This is a genomic window from Streptomyces sp. NPDC057271 (assembly GCF_042668715.1).
In the GTDB taxonomy this organism is placed as follows: domain Bacteria; phylum Actinomycetota; class Actinomycetes; order Streptomycetales; family Streptomycetaceae; genus Streptomyces.
The window spans coordinates 46,268-61,018 of sequence record NZ_JBHUYJ010000023.1 but is presented as its reverse complement, the minus strand read 5'-3'; the positions used below and the strand labels follow the sequence as shown (position 1 = coordinate 61,018).

The 14,751-nt window shown below is 70.4% G+C and carries 15 protein-coding genes; 7 read left to right on the top strand and 8 right to left on the bottom strand.

The features are described 5' to 3' along the window. Positions 1 to 62: 62 nt before the first annotated feature. Genes ACFUJR_RS13955 through ACFUJR_RS13945 form a run of 3 tightly spaced genes read right to left on the bottom strand, consistent with a single transcriptional unit; the run spans position 63 to position 2,444 of the window. A complete protein-coding gene (locus tag ACFUJR_RS13955; protein WP_383172361.1) occupies positions 63 to 1,034 on the bottom strand; it encodes an ABC transporter substrate-binding protein in 972 nt (323 codons plus the stop codon). Between the two features lie 59 nt (positions 1,035 to 1,093). Continuing rightward, positions 1,094 to 1,753: an ABC transporter permease gene (locus ACFUJR_RS13950; RefSeq protein ID WP_383172359.1), complete on the bottom strand. Its 660-nt coding sequence runs from the start codon at positions 1,751 to 1,753 to the stop codon at positions 1,094 to 1,096. Between the two features lie 4 nt (positions 1,754 to 1,757). Next, positions 1,758 to 2,444, bottom strand: coding sequence for an ABC transporter permease (locus tag ACFUJR_RS13945; RefSeq protein ID WP_383172357.1), 687 nt, complete (start codon positions 2,442 to 2,444; stop codon positions 1,758 to 1,760). A gap of 141 nt (positions 2,445 to 2,585) precedes the next feature. On the opposite strand from ACFUJR_RS13945, the gene ACFUJR_RS13940 reads away from it, so the two are divergent. Further along, entirely contained in the window at positions 2,586 to 3,704 is a 1,119-nt protein-coding gene (locus ACFUJR_RS13940) for an ABC transporter ATP-binding protein (protein WP_383172355.1), read from the top strand. On the opposite strand, the gene ACFUJR_RS13935 is transcribed toward ACFUJR_RS13940, so the two are convergent. Then, on the bottom strand, positions 3,691 to 4,806 hold the full coding sequence (locus tag ACFUJR_RS13935; RefSeq protein WP_383172353.1) for an alpha/beta hydrolase: 1,116 nt from the start codon (positions 4,804 to 4,806) through the stop codon (positions 3,691 to 3,693). The genes ACFUJR_RS13940 and ACFUJR_RS13935 overlap by 14 nt on opposite strands. 164 nt (positions 4,807 to 4,970) lie before the next feature. Here ACFUJR_RS13935 and ACFUJR_RS13930 point away from each other — a divergent pair, with 164 nt between their 5' ends. From ACFUJR_RS13930 to ACFUJR_RS13905, 6 genes are all read left to right on the top strand, one after another. Continuing rightward, positions 4,971 to 6,866 carry a phosphatidylglycerol lysyltransferase domain-containing protein gene (locus ACFUJR_RS13930; protein ID WP_383172351.1) on the top strand — a complete coding sequence of 632 codons (1,896 nt, stop codon included), beginning with the start codon at positions 4,971 to 4,973 and terminating at the stop codon, positions 6,864 to 6,866. A 152-nt stretch (positions 6,867 to 7,018) separates the two neighbouring features. Continuing rightward, a complete protein-coding gene (gene folP, locus ACFUJR_RS13925) occupies positions 7,019 to 7,816 on the top strand; it encodes a dihydropteroate synthase (RefSeq protein WP_383172397.1) in 798 nt (265 codons plus the stop codon). Next, positions 7,813 to 8,271, top strand: a complete 459-nt coding sequence (locus ACFUJR_RS13920; RefSeq protein WP_383172349.1) for a nuclear transport factor 2 family protein — start codon at positions 7,813 to 7,815, stop codon at positions 8,269 to 8,271. Before folP ends, ACFUJR_RS13920 begins: the two co-directional genes overlap by 4 nt. 201 nt (positions 8,272 to 8,472) lie before the next feature. Continuing rightward, the gene (folB, locus tag ACFUJR_RS13915) at positions 8,473 to 8,832 is read left to right on the top strand and encodes a dihydroneopterin aldolase (protein ID WP_137988623.1); all 360 of its coding nucleotides are present in this window, start codon (positions 8,473 to 8,475) and stop codon (positions 8,830 to 8,832) included. Further along, on the top strand, positions 8,829 to 9,428 hold the full coding sequence (folK, locus tag ACFUJR_RS13910) for a 2-amino-4-hydroxy-6-hydroxymethyldihydropteridine diphosphokinase (RefSeq protein ID WP_383172346.1): 600 nt from the start codon (positions 8,829 to 8,831) through the stop codon (positions 9,426 to 9,428). Before folB ends, folK begins: the two co-directional genes overlap by 4 nt. Before the next feature lie 49 nt (positions 9,429 to 9,477). Next, a complete protein-coding gene (locus ACFUJR_RS13905; RefSeq protein ID WP_383172344.1) occupies positions 9,478 to 9,966 on the top strand; it encodes a DUF3180 domain-containing protein in 489 nt (162 codons plus the stop codon). A gap of 194 nt (positions 9,967 to 10,160) precedes the next feature. Here ACFUJR_RS13905 and folE read toward each other — a convergent pair whose 3' ends face one another. The 4 genes from folE to tilS form a co-directional block, all read right to left on the bottom strand. After that, positions 10,161 to 10,766 (bottom strand): GTP cyclohydrolase I FolE, encoded by a 606-nt coding sequence (gene folE / locus ACFUJR_RS13900; RefSeq protein ID WP_383172395.1) that lies wholly within the window; start codon positions 10,764 to 10,766, stop codon positions 10,161 to 10,163. A 98-nt stretch (positions 10,767 to 10,864) separates the two neighbouring features. Next, the gene (gene ftsH, locus ACFUJR_RS13895) at positions 10,865 to 12,898 is read right to left on the bottom strand and encodes an ATP-dependent zinc metalloprotease FtsH (RefSeq protein WP_383168099.1); all 2,034 of its coding nucleotides are present in this window, start codon (positions 12,896 to 12,898) and stop codon (positions 10,865 to 10,867) included. A gap of 161 nt (positions 12,899 to 13,059) precedes the next feature. Then, on the bottom strand, positions 13,060 to 13,599 hold the full coding sequence (gene hpt, locus ACFUJR_RS13890) for a hypoxanthine phosphoribosyltransferase (RefSeq protein ID WP_132917781.1): 540 nt from the start codon (positions 13,597 to 13,599) through the stop codon (positions 13,060 to 13,062). A gap of 41 nt (positions 13,600 to 13,640) precedes the next feature. After that, positions 13,641 to 14,714 carry a tRNA lysidine(34) synthetase TilS gene (gene tilS, locus ACFUJR_RS13885; RefSeq protein WP_383168102.1) on the bottom strand — a complete coding sequence of 358 codons (1,074 nt, stop codon included), beginning with the start codon at positions 14,712 to 14,714 and terminating at the stop codon, positions 13,641 to 13,643. Positions 14,715 to 14,751 lie beyond the last annotated feature (37 nt).

The following is a 14,751-nucleotide window of genomic DNA, read 5'->3' as shown; positions in this document are numbered from 1 at the left end:
CCACTTCTCGCCGCCGTGGCCGAGCCCCCGTATCGACCGGGCCGACTCCCCTTACCGGACCCTTACTTGCTGACCAGGCCCTTCGACTCCAGATAGGCCTTCGCCACGTCCTCGGGCTTCGCCCGCTCGGCGTCCACCTTGCGGTTCAGTTCGGCGAGATCGGCCGTGGTGAGGACCTTTGTGATCTTGTCGAGAGCGGCCGCGATCTCGGGCGATCCGGCGTCCCTGGCATTGACCACCGGCAGCACATTGTCGGCGTTCTGCAGCTTCTTGTCGTCGTCGAGGAAGACCAGTCCGAAGCTCTCGATCGTGGCGTCCGTCGTGGTGGTCAGCACCAGCTGGTCCACGCCGTCCTTGACCGCCTGCTTGGACTGCGGGGTGCCGACGCCCTTGGGGTCGATCCCCGTCACGTCGATCCCGTAGGTCTTCTTCAGACCCGGAGCGCAGAACGGCCGTATCTCGCATTCGTCTCCGGCCGCGATCCTCACCTTCAGCTTGGCGGCGCCGAGATCCGAAAGCGTCTTCAGCTTGTTCTTCTCGGCGAATTCCTTCGACACCGCGAACGCGTTCTGGTCGACGGCCTCGCCGAACGCGAGGACCTTCAGCCCACGGGGCTCCGCGAGCTTCTTCAACGCCTCCACCGTCGCGGCCGCGTCACCGGAGGCGATCGGCTTCTCCTCGGGCGCCTTCGGGCCGTTCACCTTCGCGTTGAGGAATTCCGCGATCGTCGCCGCGTATTCCGGTACGACGTCGATCTCGCCCTTCTCCAGGGACGGTTCGTACAGCTCGCGGTTCTTCACCGTGGTGACGGTCGCGGAGTACCCGGCGTCGTTCAGCACCTGCGCGTAGAGCTCCGCGAGCACCTTGGACTCGGTGAACGCCGCCGCGCCCACGACGAGCGAGCCCTTCTTCGCACCGGACGCTCCGCCGCCCGCCTTGCCCTCCTCCAGGCTGTCGCCGCCGCACGCGACGAGCGAGACGGTCAGCGCCGCCGTACCCAGTACCGCACCCGCGATACGCGAGGTCCTGCTCACGAGATCACTCCCAGTAGGTCTAGTCGTCGTTCCGTCGTCACAACCGGTTCCGTCGGTTCTCAGGCGCGCCGTCCGAGGAGCCGGTCCGCCCCCACGAGCAGCACCTCCACGACGAGGGCGAGCAGGGCCACGAGCAGGGCGCCCGCGACGACCTGCGGGGTGTCGTACGTGTTGAACCCGGCAGTGATGATCCGGCCCAGGCCCCCCTGGCCGACCATCGCCGCGATGGTCGCCGTGGCGACCACCTGCACGGCGGCCGAGCGCAACCCTGTCATGACCAGCGGCCGGGCGAGCGGGAGTTCGACCTTCCGGAAGACCTGTCCGCCCGACATCCCCATCCCCCGCGCGGCCTCGACCACCGCCCGGTCGACCTCGCGCATGCCCACGTACGCGTTGGTGAGCAGCGGCGGCACGGCGAAGAGCACCAGCGCGATCACCGTGGGGACGTAGCCGGCGTTGCGCAGCGGCGACACCATGAAGAGGGCCAGGACCGCGAAGACCGGTATCGCCCGGCCCACGTTGGAGACGTTGACGGCGAGCGCGCCGCCCCGTCCGACGTGACCGAGGCCGAGCCCCAGCGGCAGCGCGACGGCACAGGCCAGCAGCAGCGCCAGGCCGCTGACGTACGCGTGCTCACCGAGGCGGTGCCACACCCCGCCGTCACCGGCCCAGTTGGCGCCGGTGCTCAGCCAGCTCCAGGCGTCCGCCATGATCCCCATGCCTCTACTCGCCCCCCGGCACCGTGCGTATGCGGGTCCACGGCGTGAGCAGCCGCTGCACCCCGAGGAGCAGCAGATCCGCGGCCACCGCGAGCAGGACGCACAGCACCGAGGCGGCGAGCACCTGCGCCTTGAAGAACGTCGGCAGCGCGTCCTCGATGAGGTTGCCCAGACCGCCCCGCCCGACGATCGAACCGACCGTCGTGAGCGCGATCGTGGAGACCGTCGCCATCCGTATTCCGGCCATCAACGCGGGCAGGGCGAGCGGCAGCTCGACCTCCCACAGCATCCGCGCCGAGCCGTACCCCATACCGCGCGCGGCCTCCCGCGCCTCGGCGGGGACCGCGTCCAGGCCTGCCACCGTGTTCCGTACGAGAATCGTCAGCGAATACAGCACGAGACCCGTCACGACCAGCGCCGCGGAGAGCCCGAAGAGCGGCAGGAGCAGCGAGAACATCGCCAGCGACGGGATCGTGTAGAGGAGCGTCGTCAGTCCGAGCACCGGTCCGGCGAACCGGGGCCGCGCCCGCACGAGCAGCGCCAGCGGGAAGGCGACCGCGATGCCGATGAGCACCGACACGAGCGTGATCCCCACGTGCTGGAGCAGCGCGTCGGTCAACTCCTGGCTGCGGGTGCGCAGATACTCGCCGCAGATCCAGTCGTTCGTCACCAGACAGTTCGCCGCGCTCATGTACCCTCCCCCGGTCACCAGTCGTGCCGAACACGTGTCTGGTCGACCCTAACCCCCGGCACCGACAATCGCCGAGGACCGCCACGTCGCGGCAACACGCCCTCCACACGCACCCGTCGATCAGGCGTCAGAATGGGGAACATGATCCGGTTCGAGCATGTGACCAAACGGTACGCGGACGGCACCACCGCCGTCGACGACCTCTCCTTCGAGGTCGCCGAGGGTGAACTGGTCACGCTCGTCGGCCCGTCCGGCTGCGGCAAGACCACCACGATGAAGATGGTGAACCGGCTCATCGAGCCGACCGAGGGCCGGATCCTCCTCGACGACCAGGACATATCCGCGATCGACCCGGTCCGGCTCCGCCGCCGGATCGGCTATGTCATCCAGCAGGTCGGCCTCTTCCCGCACCGCACGGTCCTCGACAACACCGCGACCGTCCCGCACCTCCTCGGCACCCCGCGCGCCCGGGCCCGCGCCCGCGCGGCCGAACTCCTCGACCTGGTCGGCCTGGACCCGAAGGTCTACGGCGGCCGCTACCCCGAGCAGCTCTCCGGCGGCCAGCGCCAACGCGTCGGCGTCGCCCGCGCGCTCGCCGCGGACCCGCCGGTGCTGCTGATGGACGAGCCGTTCGGCGCCGTGGACCCGGTGGTGCGCGAGCACCTCCAGAACGAGTTCCTCCGCCTCCAGTCCCAGGTCCGCAAGACCGTCCTGCTCGTCACCCACGACCTGGAGGAGGCCGTCCGCCTCGGCGACCGTATCGCCGTCTACGGACAGGGCACGATCGAGCAGTTCGACACCCCGGCGACCGTCCTCGGCGCCCCCGCGACCCCCTACGTGGCCGACTTCGTCGGCTCGGACCGCGGCCTGAAGCGGCTCTCGGTCACCGCGGTGGACGCCGCCGCCCTGGAGGAGGTCCCGGTCCTGCGCGCGGACGAGCCGCCGTCCCCCGGCGCCCCCTTGTCCGTCGTCCTCGATGCGGACGGCCGCGTCACGGGCTGGAGGTCCGCGGACGAGCCCGGCCGCACCCGCCCCGCCCCGGAGCCGGTCCCGCTCGGCGCCACCCTCCGGGAGGCGCTCGCCGCGCTCCTGCAGAACGACACAGGCTGGCTCCCCGTCACCGACCCCGCCGAAGGCGACCGGTACGCGGGAGTGCTCACCCCGTCCGCCGTCCACCGCGCCCTGCGCGCGGCCTCCCCGGAAGCAGCGTCGGCGAACGATGCGGGCTCCATGCCCTCCCAGACGCTCAGTTCGCGCTGAGCCGGCCGCTCATCCACACCAGGCCCGGCGGGATCTCCCGGTTCCAGGTGTTGAAGTTGTGCCCGCCGCTCTCCAGCGTGATCGAGGAGACCCGCGCCGGGGCCTTCACCTTCTTGATGAAGTCGAGCGTCCCGCGCAGGTTCCCCTCACCCTGCTTCGACGTCGTCACCAGGAACGACGACGACGCGCCCCGCGGCAGGCGGTCCAGGCTCCACAGCAGGTCCGCCCGCTTGCGCGCCCCGTCGTCACCGTGGAAGAGATCGCCCGTCGTCACGTCCTCGGCCGCCTTGTAGTACGCCGAGAAACCCGCGCCCGCCGCGAACCGGTCCGGATGGTGCAACGCGATCTTCAACGCGCAGTAACCGCCCGTCGAGTTCCCCATGAACCCCCAGTTCCGCGCCTTCGTCCCCACCCGGTACGTCTCCGAGACCGCCTTCGGCAGGTCCTCGGCGAAGAAGGTCTCGGTCTGCGGCCCGCCCGGCACGTTCACGCACTCCGTGTCCCGCGGCGGTGCCACGGTGGGCCGCAGCATCACCAGGATCATCGGCCGCATCTTCTTCTCCTTGGCCTGCGTGAAGGCCGTCTTCGGGTACTTCAGCCCCTTGATCAGGTTCTCGGCGGTGCCCGGGTAACCGGTCAGCACCACCGCGGCCGGGAACGTGCTCGACGCGTACGCCTTCTGGAAGTACTCCGGCGGCAGATACACGTACGCCGGCGAGTCGATGCCGGACTTCCGGCCGGTGACGACGACCTTCTGGATCTGCCCCCCGACCGAGGGCCGGGACGCGCCGGGCACGTCCAGCGCCTGCTTCCCGACGACCCTGATGTCCTTCGAGCCGGCCGAGTGGTCCACGACCACCCCCATGTCCTGCTCCTGCCCCAGGAGGTCCGCCCACGACCCGTAGAAGAGGAAGGAGTTGTTCGCGGCAAGCCCCACCGAGGCGAACAGCGCCAGCTGGGTGGCGAGCAGCAACCCGATCCTGCCGAGCACGGCCCGCACCCCGCCACGGGCGAGGCGCGGCCACAGCCAGACCGTGGCCGCGAACAGCACCACCGCGAGCACGACGGCCAGCGCCAGAACCTTGTTGCTGGTGAGACCCATGAGACGCCGAGCCCTCTTCCTGAGAATTCCCTGTGGCTGAATGAACCCGCTCCCCCGCCCGGCCGTCCTAGAAAGCGCAAAACCTCCGGAACGGCCAGCCCCTGACCACCGCGCGGCCGACGGAGAACGAATCTTTCGCGGAGCCACGGGAAGCACGGGAAGCAATGTCTGTCACGGTAGATGGGGACAAATCAGGATTGGTTCCGGTTCGGATACGCCGGATTCTGCGCGGACCACGCCCCGAGAAGGTCCCCTCACTCGTCGGAACGGCCTGCACCCTCATCGGCCTGATCGACATCGCCGCGGGCGTCTTCCCGCGCTTCCGGGCCAGCAGGATGCACGCCCTCGCCGAAGTCCTGCCCGGCACCCTCGGACCGCTCTCCGCGGCCCTCTCCCTCAGCGCCGGCGTCCTGCTCCTGCTCCTCGCCCACGGCCTCAAGCGCCACAAGCGCCGCGCCTGGCGCGCCGCCGTCGTCCTCCTGCCGCTCGGCGCCGTCGCCCAGTTCGTCTGGCGCCACTCCGTCGTCGGCGTCCTGCTCTCCCTCGCGCTGCTCGCCCTGCTGCTGCGCCACCGCAGCCAGTTCGCCGCCCTCCCCGACCCCCGCAGCCGCTGGAAGGCGCTCGCCAACCTCGTCCTCATGGGCGCCGGGTCGATCCTCCTCGGCCTCGTCATCGTCAGCGCCCACCCGCGCCGTGTCATCGGCAGCCCCAGCATCACCGACCGCCTCGAACACGTCCTGTACGGACTCTTCGGCTTCGAAGGCCCCGTCGACTACACCGGCGGCGCCGACTGGACCGTCGGCTACTCCCTCGGCGCCCTCGGCATGCTCACCGCCCTCACCACCATCTACTTCGCCTTCCGCCCCGAGCACCCCGCCGCCCGGCTCACCGAGGACGACGAGACCCGGCTCCGCGCCCTCCTCGACAGGCACGGCGCCCGCGACTCCCTCGGCCACTTCGCCCTCCGCCGCGACAAAGGCGTCGTCTTCTCCCCCAGCGGCAAGGCAGCCGTCTGCTACCGCGTCGTCTCCGGCGTCATGCTCGCCAGCGGCGACCCCATCGGCGACGTCGAAGCCTGGCCCGGCGCCATCGACCGCTTCATGGACGAGGCCCAGGCCCACTCCTGGACCCCCGCCGTCATGGGCTGCTCCGAGACCGGCGGCGAGGTCTGGACCCGCGAGACCGGCCTCGACGCCCTCGAACTCGGCGACGAGGCTGTGGTGGACGTCGCGGATTTCTCCCTCTCCGGGCGCGCCATGCGCAACGTGCGCCAGATGGTGAAGCGGATCGAACGCAACGGCTACACCACCAAGGTCCGCCGCGTCCGTGACCTCAGCGACGGCGAACTCGCCCGCGTCCGCCGCGCCGCCGCCGACTGGCGCGGCACCGACACCGAGCGCGGCTTCTCCATGGCACTGGGCCGCATCGGCGACCCCGGCGACGGAGACGCCGTCATAGCCACCGCCCACAAGCACGAAGAGGCGCCGCGGAGCGCCTCCGGCAAGGCGGCGAGGGGAGACCGGTGGGCCGGCGAGGACGACACGACCTCCCCCTACGGCGACCTCAAGGCGATCATCCACTTCGTGCCCTGGGGCCCCGACGGAATGTCCCTCGAACTCATGCGCCGCGACCGCTCCGCCGACCCCGGCATGAACGAGCTGCTCATCGTCGCGGCCCTCCAGGAGTCCCCCCGCCTCGGCATCGCACGCGTCTCCCTCAACTTCGCCATGTTCCGCTCCGCCCTCGCCCGCGGCGAGAAGATCGGCGCCGGCCCCGTCCTCCGGCTCTGGCGCGGACTGCTCGTCTTCCTCTCCCGCTGGTTCCAGATCGAGTCGCTGTACAAGTTCAACGCCAAGTTCCGGCCCCGCTGGGAACCCCGCTTCGTCGTCTACCGCAAGAGCCGTGACCTGCCCCGCATCGGCTTCGCCGCCATGCAGGCCGAAGGCTTCGTCGACCTGCGGCTGCCCCGCCCCTTCGCCCGCCGCAGGGCCGTCGCGGAGCCCCGCCCCTGCGCCCACATCGTCGCCCCCCAGGCCGACCGGGAGGCCCGCGCCGCGTGACCCGGCGCGACCCCTCCCCGGGGTCCCCGCCCGGCCATCCCGAGAGGTCCGCGGGGCCCGACCCGCCCCCCGGGCCCTACGCTGGGCATATGAGTACGTCGATCGGTCGGGGCACGGCCTTGGGCCTGCCGGAGTGGGACCGCTGCGCGGTCATGGGCGTCGTCAATGTGACACCTGACTCCTTCTCCGACGGCGGCCGCTGGTTCGACACCACGGCCGCCGTCAAGCACGGGCTCCACCTCGTCGCCGAAGGCGCCGACCTCGTCGACGTCGGCGGCGAATCCACCCGCCCCGGCGCCAGCCGCGTCGACGAGGAGGAAGAGCTCCGCCGAGTCGTCCCCGTCGTCCGCGGCCTCGCCTCCGAAGGCGTCACCGTCTCCGTCGACACCATGCGCGCCTCCGTCGCCCGAGCCGCCGTCGAAGCGGGCGCCGCACTCGTCAACGACGTCAGCGGCGGCCTCGCCGACCCCGACATGGTCCCCGCCGTCGCCGCCGCCGAGGTCCCCTTCGTCGTCATGCACTGGCGCGGCTTCAGCCAGGACATGAACAGCCTCGCCGTCTACGACGACGTCGTCGGCGAAGTCCTCACCGAACTCCGCCGGCGCATGGAGGCCGTCGTCGAAGGCGGCATCCCGCCCGAGCGCATCGTCATCGACCCCGGCCTCGGCTTCGCCAAGCTCGCCCCCCACGACCTCGCCCTCGTCGCCCACCTCCCCGAACTGCGCGCACTCGGCCGCCCCCTGCTCGTCGCAGCCTCGCGCAAGCGATTCCTCGGCCACGTCCTCACCCGCGAGGGCGCAGGCCCGCCGCCCGCCCGCGAACGCGACGCCGCCACCGCCGCAGTCTCCGCCATCGCCGCCCACGAAGGCGCCTGGGCCGTCCGCGTCCACGAGGTCAGAGCCACCGCCGACGCCGTCCGAGTAGCCAGAGCCGTCGAAGGAGCCCGGTGACCCACCAGACCGACACCGCAGCGGTCGAGGCCGCCAACACCGCCTTCTACGAGGCCATGGAGCGCGGCGACTTCGAGGAGATCTCCACCCTCTGGCTCGACGACGGCGCCACCCCCATCAGCTGCGTCCACCCCGGCTGGCCCGTCCTCTCCGGACGCGGCGAGGTCCTCCGCTCGTACGCGCTGATCATGGCGAACACCGAGTACATCCAGTTCTTCCTCACCGACGTCAAGGTCTCCCTCGGCGGCGACGTGGCCGTCGTCACCTGCACCGAGAACATCCTCAGCGGCGGACCCGCCGAGGACGGCGCCGAACTCGGCCCCCTCGTCGGCCAGCTCGTCGTCGCCACCAATGTGTTCCGCCGCACATTCGAGGGATGGAGGATCTGGTCCCACCACGGCTCCCCCGTCCTCACCGAAACCGACGACGAAGAGGACGAGGAACCCGGCACCTGACGGGATCCGGGACCGATCGGGTGACGCCGGGGATTGGAATCCGGCCCTCTGGGTAGGGGCCGCACCCAGCCCCTGCGGCCGCCGCCCCGAACCCCCATGGGCAAGCGCTGTCGGTGCTCGCAGGTAGATTCGATTCCGGACACCCGGCCGTCCGCACCCGGCTGCGTGGCCACAAGAACTACGACAGCAGGAGTGATTCGCGTGGATCGTGTCGCGCTGCGCGGCCTCAAGGCCCGAGGACACCACGGCGTCTTCCCCAAGGAACGCGAGGAAGGCCAGACCTTCATCGTCGACCTCGTCCTCGGCCTGGACACCCGCCCCGCGGCCGCCGACGACGACCTGACGAAGACCGTCCACTACGGCGTCGTCGCGGAAGAGGTCGTCGACGTCGTCCAGGGCGAGCCCGTGGACCTGATCGAGACCCTCGCCGAGCGGATCGCCGAGCAGTGCCTCAAGCACGCGGGCGTACAGGAGGTCGAGGTCGTCGTCCACAAGCCGGACGCGCCGATCACGGTCCCCTTCGACGACGTGACCATCACCATCACCCGGAGCCGAGTATGAAAGCCACGCACAGCGACCCCACCGTGCAGCCCGTACCGGCCTCCGTCGTCGAGACGGTCGACGCCGCCGACGTGACCCTCTCCAACCCCAAGTGGGCCGTCATCGCCCTCGGCGCCAACCTCGGCAACCGCCTGGAGACCCTCCAGGGCGCCGTCGACGCCCTCGAAGACACCCCCGGCCTCCGGGTCAAGGCCGTCTCCCCCGTCTACGAGACGGAGCCCTGGGGCGTCGACCCCGGCAGCCAGCCCTCGTACCTCAACGCGGTCGCCCTCGTGAAGACCACCCTGCCGCCCAGCTCCCTCCTGGAGCGGGCACACGCCGTCGAAGAGGCCTTCCACCGGGTCCGCGAGGAGCGCTGGGGCGCCCGCACCATCGACGTCGACATCGTCGCGTACGCCGACGTGGTCTCCGACGACCCCGTCCTCACCCTCCCCCACCCCCGCGCCCACCAGCGCGCCTTCGTCCTCGCCCCCTGGCACGACGTCGACCCCGACGCCCAGCTGCCCGGACACGGCACGGTCGCGGAGCTGCTCGGCATGGTCGGCCAGACCGGTGTCGTGCCGCGCGCCGACCTGGAACTCCGTCTGCCCGAGTAGTCGTTAGGCTCGTGGAAGACCGACCGCGAGACGACACGAAGGACACCCGGTGAAACAACTGCGGCTCAAGGTTCTCGCCGGACTGTTCGTCGTCGCCGGAATCCTGTCCTGGGGCGCCGCGCGCCTCTGGGACGCGGTCGGCACCCTGCCGAGCGTGCCGCTCGCGGCGCCCATCGTCCTCGCGTCGATCGCGGTCGTCCTCACCGCGACGGCCCTCTCGATCCGCTCCCGCCTCAAGGCCCAGCGCGAGCGCCGCCCCGGCGCGAAGGGCGTCGAACCGCTCATGGCCGCCCGCGCCGTGGTCTTCGGCCAGGCGAGCGCCCTGGTCGCCGCCCTGGTCGCCGGCATGTACGGCGGCACGGGCGTCTTCCTCCTCGGCTCCCTGGACATCCCGGCCCGCCGCGACCAGGCGATCTACGCCGGCTTCTCGGTCCTCGCCGGCCTCGGCGTGATCGCGGCGGCCCTCTTCCTGGAACGGGTCTGCAAACTCCCGGAGGACGACGACCACAACGGCAAGGGCACGGCCCCGGTGGCCTGAGGGGCCCGGCCCAACCCGTGCGGGCACCTCGCCCACCCCGCCTCCAAGGGCGGCGCGGGCGGTGGACGACACGCGCAGCCGGTAGGCGTACCGGGCGTGCCCAGCGCCCTCCCGCGTCCGCATACCGATCGTCCCCGGTCAGTGAGCGACTCCACTGATCGGGGACGGTACGGGGCCATCCCGGCAACCCGCTACTAACGGGCCAATATCAAGGCCATGGCCTCGGCGCGTGTAGTGGCGTCACGAAGTTGCCCACGAACCGCCGAGGTCGTCGTCTTCGCGCCCGGCTTGCGGATACCGCGGAGCGACATACACATGTGCTCGGCCTCGATGACGACGATGGCGCCACGCGCCTCCAGGATCTCCATGAGCGAATCGGCAATCTGCGTCGTGAGCCGCTCCTGAACCTGCGGGCGGCGAGCGAATACGTCGACCAGACGCGCCAGCTTCGACAGGCCGGTAATCTTGCCCGATTCAGCAGGAATGTAACCAATGTGAGCCACGCCATGAAATGGGAGCAAATGATGCTCACAGGTCGCAGTCAACTCGATGTCCTTCACGAGCACCAGCTCGTCGTGCCCCAGGTCGAACGTGGTCGTCAACACATCCTCGGGCTTCTGCCAGAGCCCCGCGAAGAGCTCCCTGTACGCCCGCGCCACCCGCGCCGGCGTCTCGCGCAGTCCCTCGCGGTCCGGGTCCTCGCCGACCGCGATGAGGAGCTCTCGTACGGCGTTCTCGGCGCGCTTCTCGTCGAACTCGCCGATCGTGCCCTCGCCGTCCAGTGTCACCGGGTCGGTCATCTGTGCCTCGTTCCCTCTGACTGTCGTGCGCGGAAATGAGCCGCGCCCCCACAGGCTAAAACCTGTGGGGGCGCGGCTTCCATTCCGGGGCGCCGGGGTCAGGACTCCGGGGTCTCCTCCGGGGCGACCTCGATCGCCTTGGTGGTGTCCACCGTGGCCGTCGCCGCCGACGAGCCGTTCGCGCCGTTCGTCAGTGCCAGCTCCTTGGGGGAGAGCACCGGCGGGCGGGTCGAGGGCGTGCGGCGGGACGAGCCGGTCCAGGCCGGGCGGGCCGGGCGCTTGACGATCGGGGCGAAGATCTCGGCGATCTCCTCCTTGCCCAGCGTCTCCTTCTCCAGGAGCTGCAGGACCAGGTTGTCGAGGACGTCGCGGTTCTCGACGAGGATCTCCCACGCTTCGTTGTGCGCGGTCTCGATGAGCTTCTTGACCTCTTCGTCGACCAGCGCGGCGACCTCTTCCGAGTAGTCGCGCTGGTGCGCCATCTCACGGCCCAGGAACGGTTCGGTGTTGTCGCCGCCGAACTTGATCGCGCCGAGCCGCTCGGTCATGCCGTACTGCGTGACCATCGCGCGAGCGGTGGTCGTGGCCTTCTCGATGTCGTTCGCCGCGCCCGTGGTCGGGTCGTGGAAGACGAGCTCCTCGGCCGCCCGCCCGCCCAGCATGTAGGCGAGCTGGTCGAGCATCTCGTTGCGGGTGGTCGAGTACTTGTCCTCGTCCGGGAGCACCATCGTGTAGCCGAGGGCCCGGCCGCGGGACAGGATCGTGATCTTGTGGACCGGGTCGGAGTTCGGCGAGGCCGCCGCGACCAGGGCGTGGCCGCCCTCGTGGTACGCGGTGATCTTCTTCTCCTTGTCCGACATGATCCGGGTCCGCTTCTGCGGGCCCGCGACCACGCGGTCGATCGCCTCGTCCAGGGAGTGGTTGTCGATCAGCTTCTTGTCCGAGCGGGCGGTGAGGAGCGCCGCCTCGTTGAGGACGTTGGAGAGATCGGCACCCGTGAAACCCGGGGTGCGACGCGCGACCGCGCCCAGGTCGACGTCCGGGGCGACCGGCTTGCCCTTCTGGTGGACCTTGAGGATCTCCAGACGGCCCTGCATGTCCGGGCGGTCGACCGCGATCTGGCGGTCGAAGCGGCCGGGGCGGAGCAGGGCCGGGTCGAGGATGTCCGGGCGGTTCGTGGCGGCGATCAGGATGACGCCGCCCTTCACGTCGAAGCCGTCCATCTCGACGAGGAGCTGGTTGAGGGTCTGCTCGCGCTCGTCGTGGCCGCCGCCGAGGCCGGCACCGCGGTGACGGCCGACGGCGTCGATCTCGTCGACGAAGACGATCGCCGGGGCGTTCGCCTTGGCCTGCTCGAAGAGGTCGCGGACCCGGGAGGCACCGACTCCGACGAACATCTCGACGAAGTCGGAGCCGGAGATCGAGTAGAACGGCACGCCGGCCTCGCCCGCGACGGCGCGCGCGAGGAGGGTCTTGCCGGTTCCGGGCGGGCCGTAGAGCAGCACACCCTTGGGGATCTTGGCGCCGACGGCCTGGAACTTCGCCGGCTCCTGGAGGAACTCCTTGATCTCGTGGAGTTCCTCGACGGCCTCGTCGGAGCCCGCCACGTCGGCGAAGGTGGTCTTCGGGGTGTCCTTGGTGATCAGCTTGGCCTTGGACTTCCCGAAGTTCATGACTCGGGAGCCGCCGCCCTGCATCTGGTTCATCAGGAACAGGAAGACGACCACGATGAGGACGAAGGGGAGCAGCGAGAGCAGCACCGACAGGAACGGGCTCTGGCGCTCGGGAGAGACGGTGTAGCCCTTGTCGAGGTCGCCGGAGGCGGACTGCTCCTGGAGCGTGGTGGTCAGGTTGGCGCCCTGGTCACCGATGTAGCTGGCCTGGATCTTGGTGCTGCCGCCGTACTTGTCCTTGTCGGCGCCCTTCTTGAGCTCGACCTTGATGACCTGCTCGTCGCCGGTCGTCAGCTTGACCTGGTCGGCCTGCTTGTCATTGATCGCCTGGACGACCCTGCTGGTGTCCACCGTCTTGTAGCCCTCGGACGAGCCGACGACCTGCATCAGCACGACCACGGCGAGGACGGCCAGCACGATCCACATGACCGGCCCACGGAAGTATCGCTTCACGTCCATCCATACGGGGCGAGAACGCCCCGTCCCTCCTGCCCGTAGGTAAATGCTGCTGTGAGAGCTGCTATGAGAAAAAGCTGTTCTTCGGACGGTACCTCAGGCTGGTGACCCGTGGCCGCCTTCCCTTGCTCCAACGGCGGGAAGGCGGTACGGGTTCCCGTGCCTCAGCCGCCGTAGACGTGCGGTGCGAGAGTGCCGACGAACGGGAGGTTGCGGTACTTCTCGGCGTAGTCGAGGCCGTAGCCGACGACGAACTCGTTGGGGATGTCGAAGCCGATCCACTTCACGTCGATCGCGACCTTGGCGGCGTCCGGCTTGCGCAGCAGGGTGCAGACCTCCAGGGAGGCGGGCTCGCGCGAGCCGAGGTTGGACAGCAGCCAGGACAGCGTCAGGCCGGAGTCGATGATGTCCTCGACGATCAGGACGTGCTTGCCCTTGATGTCGGTGTCGAGGTCCTTGAGGATGCGGACGACGCCCGAGGACTGGGTGCCGGCGCCGTAGGAGGAGACGGCCATCCAGTCCATGGTGACGGGGGTGGACAGCGCGCGCGCCAGGTCCGCCATCACCATCACGGCGCCCTTGAGGACTCCGACGATGAGCAGGTCCTTGCCCGCGTACTCCGCGTCGATCTTCGCGGCCAGCTCGGCCAGCTTCGCGTCGATCTCTTCCTTGGTGATGAGCACCGACTTGAGGTCGGTGCCCATGTCCTTCTCGTTCACCCGGGTCACTTTCGTTGCAGCTTGCGTCAGCCTTGCCGAATGACCAGTCTGCCACCCTGCCGCCGCGCCTCGACGCGGCCGGGCAGATTGATGGCGCCCTGGCCGCGCCAGCCGGTGATCAGCCGGTCGACTTCTTCGATGTGGCGGGCGAAGAGGGAGCCGGCGGGCGCGCCTTCGGCGATCATGGCGCGGCGCAGGATGCGGCGGCGTACGGCGGGCGGGAGACCGAAGAGCTTGGCGCATTCGAGTCGGCCGGCTTCGTCGCGTACGGCGGATTCGGCGTCGGCGGCCCAGGAGTCGAGGGCGTCGGCGTCGTCGCGGGAGAGCTGGGCCGTTCGGGCGAGGGCTTCGACGACGCCCTTGCCGAGGGCCTTCTCGAGGGCGGGGAGGCCCTCGTGGCGGAGTCGTGAGCGGGTGTAGGCGGGGTCCGCGTTGTGGGGGTCGTCCCAGACGGCGAGCTCCTGGGCGACGCAGGCCTTGCGGACGGTCTGCCGGTCGAGCTCGAGGAAGGGGCGGCGGTAGCGGCCGGCGGCGCCGGAGACGGCGGCCATGCCGGACAGGGAGCGGATGCCGGAGCCGCGGGCGAGTCCGAGCAGGACGGTTTCGGCCTGGTCGTCCCGGGTGTGGCCGAGGAGGACGGCGGTGGCGCCGTGGCGTTCGGCGGCGGCGTCGAGTGCGGCGTAGCGGGCGTCGCGGGCGGCGGCTTCGGGTCCGCCCGCCCCTCGCCCGCCGACACCCCTGATCGAGGCGCTGTGCGCCACCCTTGTCTCCTGGCCGACGGTGACGGTGACGGCTTCGACCGGGTCGAGGCCGAGTGCGGACATGCGTCCGGCGACCTCGGCGGCTCGTTGGGTGGAGCCGTCCTGGAGGCCGTGGTCGACCGTGATGCCGCCGGCCCGGACGGCGAGCTTGCGGGCCTCGAAGGCGAGTGCGGAGGCGAGCGCCATGGAGTCGGCGCCGCCGGAGCAGGCCACGAGGACGAGGGGCTGCCGGTCGGGTGCGGTGTCGGTGCGGTGTTCGGTGCTGTGTTCGGTGATGACGTCGTGGAGTACGCGGCGGACCGCCAGGCGTATCGCCGCGACCGCAGGATGGGGACCCATGTCCGGTGCCCTTCGTGGAGGAGTGGGGTGCCTCGGT